The 2,955-nt window shown below is 47.3% G+C and carries 2 protein-coding genes; both read left to right on the top strand.

Features of this window, described 5'->3' with window-relative positions; genetic code table 11:
- The coding region (locus KDK19_RS00115) for a WD40 repeat domain-containing protein (protein ID WP_257291080.1) at positions 1-1,124 on the top strand (1,124 nt) is incomplete at its 5' end.
- Between the two features lie 171 nt (positions 1,125-1,295).
- The gene (locus KDK19_RS00110; protein WP_257291079.1) at positions 1,296-2,861 is read left to right on the top strand and encodes a WD40 repeat domain-containing protein; all 1,566 of its coding nucleotides are present in this window, start codon (positions 1,296-1,298) and stop codon (positions 2,859-2,861) included.
- The last annotated feature ends 94 nt before the right edge of the window (positions 2,862-2,955 follow it).

Below are 2,955 nucleotides of genomic sequence, written 5' to 3'. Positions count from 1 at the left end.
GTGTTTATTTCCCTGCCCTGTTGCATTTCACCAAGACAGGGCTGATGTCTGAATGTGAGACTTTTGAATTAGTGACAAAGCCCATCATTAAAGAACGTCATCCAGTGAACTCAGCCGCCCTCAGTGCCGATGGAAAGCATCTGATAACCACCAACAGACAAGACACATTGAAAATCTACGGCCACAGGACTGATGGATCATGGGTAAAAAAAATCATCATTTCCCATGGAAGTTATCTCAGCTCAGCAGTTTTCAGCCCCGATAGTCATCATGTGGTGACCGCCAGTTGGGATGAAATAGCGTACATATATGGCCTGAGTCGCGATGGATCATGGCAGATAAAGGCCATCATTTCCGACAGAGAACCGCTAAGTACAGCCAACTTCAGTGCCGATAGTCGCCATGTGGTGACCGGCACCAGAGACAAAAAGGCACAGATTCATAGCCTGAAGGACGATGGATCATGGCAATTAACGGCCATTCTTTCCCATAGGGATTCTGTCAAATCAGCCACCTTCAGCGACGATGGCTGCCATGTGGTAACCATCACTGGCAATAAAACGGCGAAAATCTTTAGTCATCAGACCGATGGTTCATGGGAAGAAAAAGACACCATTTGCCATAACAATATTGTTTTATCGGCCAACTTTAGCCCCAATAGTCATCGTGTTGTGACTGCCAGTTGGGATTTCATGGTGAAAATCTATGGCAAGGAAGCCGATGGATCATGGAAACAAAAAACCATCATTCCTCACAAGGTTGCCGTTGACTCAGCCATCTTTAGCCCAGACGACCAGCACCTTGTGACAGTCAGTAAAAATGGCACGGTAATAATCTATGGCCAGAAAACCAATGACTCATGGGAAGAAGAAGCCATCTTTCAACATAAGGAACATGTCAACTCAGCGAACTTCAGCCCTGATGGCCGCCATCTGGTGACTGCCTGCGACGACGGAACAGCAAAAATCATCGGTCTGACACCCAATGGCTCATGGTTAGAAAAAGCCAGTATTTCCCACAGGATCTGGGTCTTATCAGCCACCTTTAGCGCCGATGGCAGCCATGTGCTCACCGCCAGTGCTGACGGCGTGGTAAAAATCACTGAACTACGGGGGAATAATTGATTGCTGTGATTGCCTGACGCCATTTTGAGTGCGCCGAAAGACAGAAACTCTGTTAGTTTTCCTTAACAACATGTTACGAACTTTCATTCTAAAACTGACTCCAACTTTGTGGTATCGACATTGACTGTCCTTATTGATCGAAGATAAATACCCACTCCGGAGAATTCAGGAATGTATGGAATAGAGACTAACAACAGCATCGCAAAACCAAACTCGCCAGCCATCACGCAAGCTGAATTGGAGCATGCATTGTCCTGTGTCAGTGCGGGTAGATCCGTCGCGGTTGCCGAAAAGAAGAAAAAAGACAGACCTTCATTTAAGTATTTTCCTATTTTATCCAGTTCCGTGATTTTCAGACGTTTGCGACTGCGGGATATTGTCAGTTTAAAACGGGTATGTACCCGCCTTCGCAATGGTATTCATCAGGATAATGCTCTGGCAAAAGCGTGGTATCGCCGGTTTCCTTCACCACAGCAGTATCAACTAAGGACATCCATCGATACAAAAAATCATGATCAACTCAGTGATTGGCTCAAGTCGTTCACAAACGATCAGGCGTTAGTGGACTCATTCACAGATCGCAAAACGGACAGGGTTCATATGCCAGCCCTGTTATTTTTCACCAAGGCCAAGCTGATGTCTGAATGTAAAACATTTGAATTAGTTACAACAACTATTGACGAAAATGACTACGTAACCTCAGCCAGCCTCAGTGTCGATGGCCGCCATCTGGTCACTTCCAGTGACGATAGCACGGCAAAAATCTACCTTAAAACGTCCGCTGGATCATGGGAATTAATAGAGACCATTCACCATACCGGAAGGGTCAATTCAGCCAACTTCAGCCCCGATGGCAGCCATCTGGTGACTGCCAGTAACGATGGCACTGCGATAATCCACGGCCACAAGGCCGAAGGGGCCTGGGAACCAGTAGGCAGTATTTCCCATAATAACCGGGTCGAATCAGCCACCTTCAGCGCCGATAGCCGCCATGTGGTGACCGCCAGCAACGATCGAACGGTAAAAATCTATGTGCTCAAGGACGATGGATCATGGGAAAGTAGAACCACTATCCCCCAACAAGGTTATATCAGTTTTGCCACCTTCACCCCCGATGCTCGCAATATAGTGACCAACAGTGAATATAGTACGGCGGAAATCTTTGGCTTCAAGGACGACGGATCATGGTTTGATATAGCCAGCATCGAGCATACTAACTGGGTAAGATCAGCGACTTTCAGCCCCGATGGCCGTCATGTGGTGACTGCCAGTATGGATAAAACGGCGAAAATCTATGTCCAAAAGGCCTATGGTTCATGGGAACCAAAAGACATCATTCGCCATAGCGGCTATGTTAACTCAGCCAACTTTAGCCCCGATGGCAGCTATGTAGTGACGGCCAGCGACGATGGCACGGTAAGAATCTGTCGCCAGAAAGCCAATGGATCTTGGGAACGAGAAGAAGCAGACATTGTACATAAAGGCGGAGTCTTATCAGCCACTTTCAGTCCTGATGGCCGCCATGTGGTGACTGCCAGCACAGACGGAACAGCGAAAATCATTGGCCTGGGGGCCGGTGGGAAATGGTCAGAAAAAGCCAGCATTTCCCATAATGGCTGGGTCAGATCGGCCAAGTTCAGCGCCGATAGTCGCTATGTGATAACCACCTGCAACGGCCATTCGGTCCACATCACTGAACTGCGAAGCAATAATTCGTTGCTTGCTGTCACTGAGTAATGCCATTTTGAGTACGCTAAAAGACAGAAGTTCTGTTTATTGCCCTTAACAACATTTTTTGAACTTTCATTCAAAAACCGACTCTAACTCTGCG

Source organism: Endozoicomonas sp. ONNA1 (assembly GCF_024606325.1).
Lineage (GTDB): Bacteria > Pseudomonadota > Gammaproteobacteria > Pseudomonadales > Endozoicomonadaceae > Endozoicomonas_A.
This window is presented reverse-complemented; position numbering and strand designations above follow the sequence as displayed.

What these genes read in the sequence shown, in the direction of transcription:
- KDK19_RS00110 (WP_257291079.1), top strand. Translation starts at nt 1,296, where the DNA reads ATGTATGGAATAGAGACTAACAACAGCATCGCAAAACCAAACTCGCCA.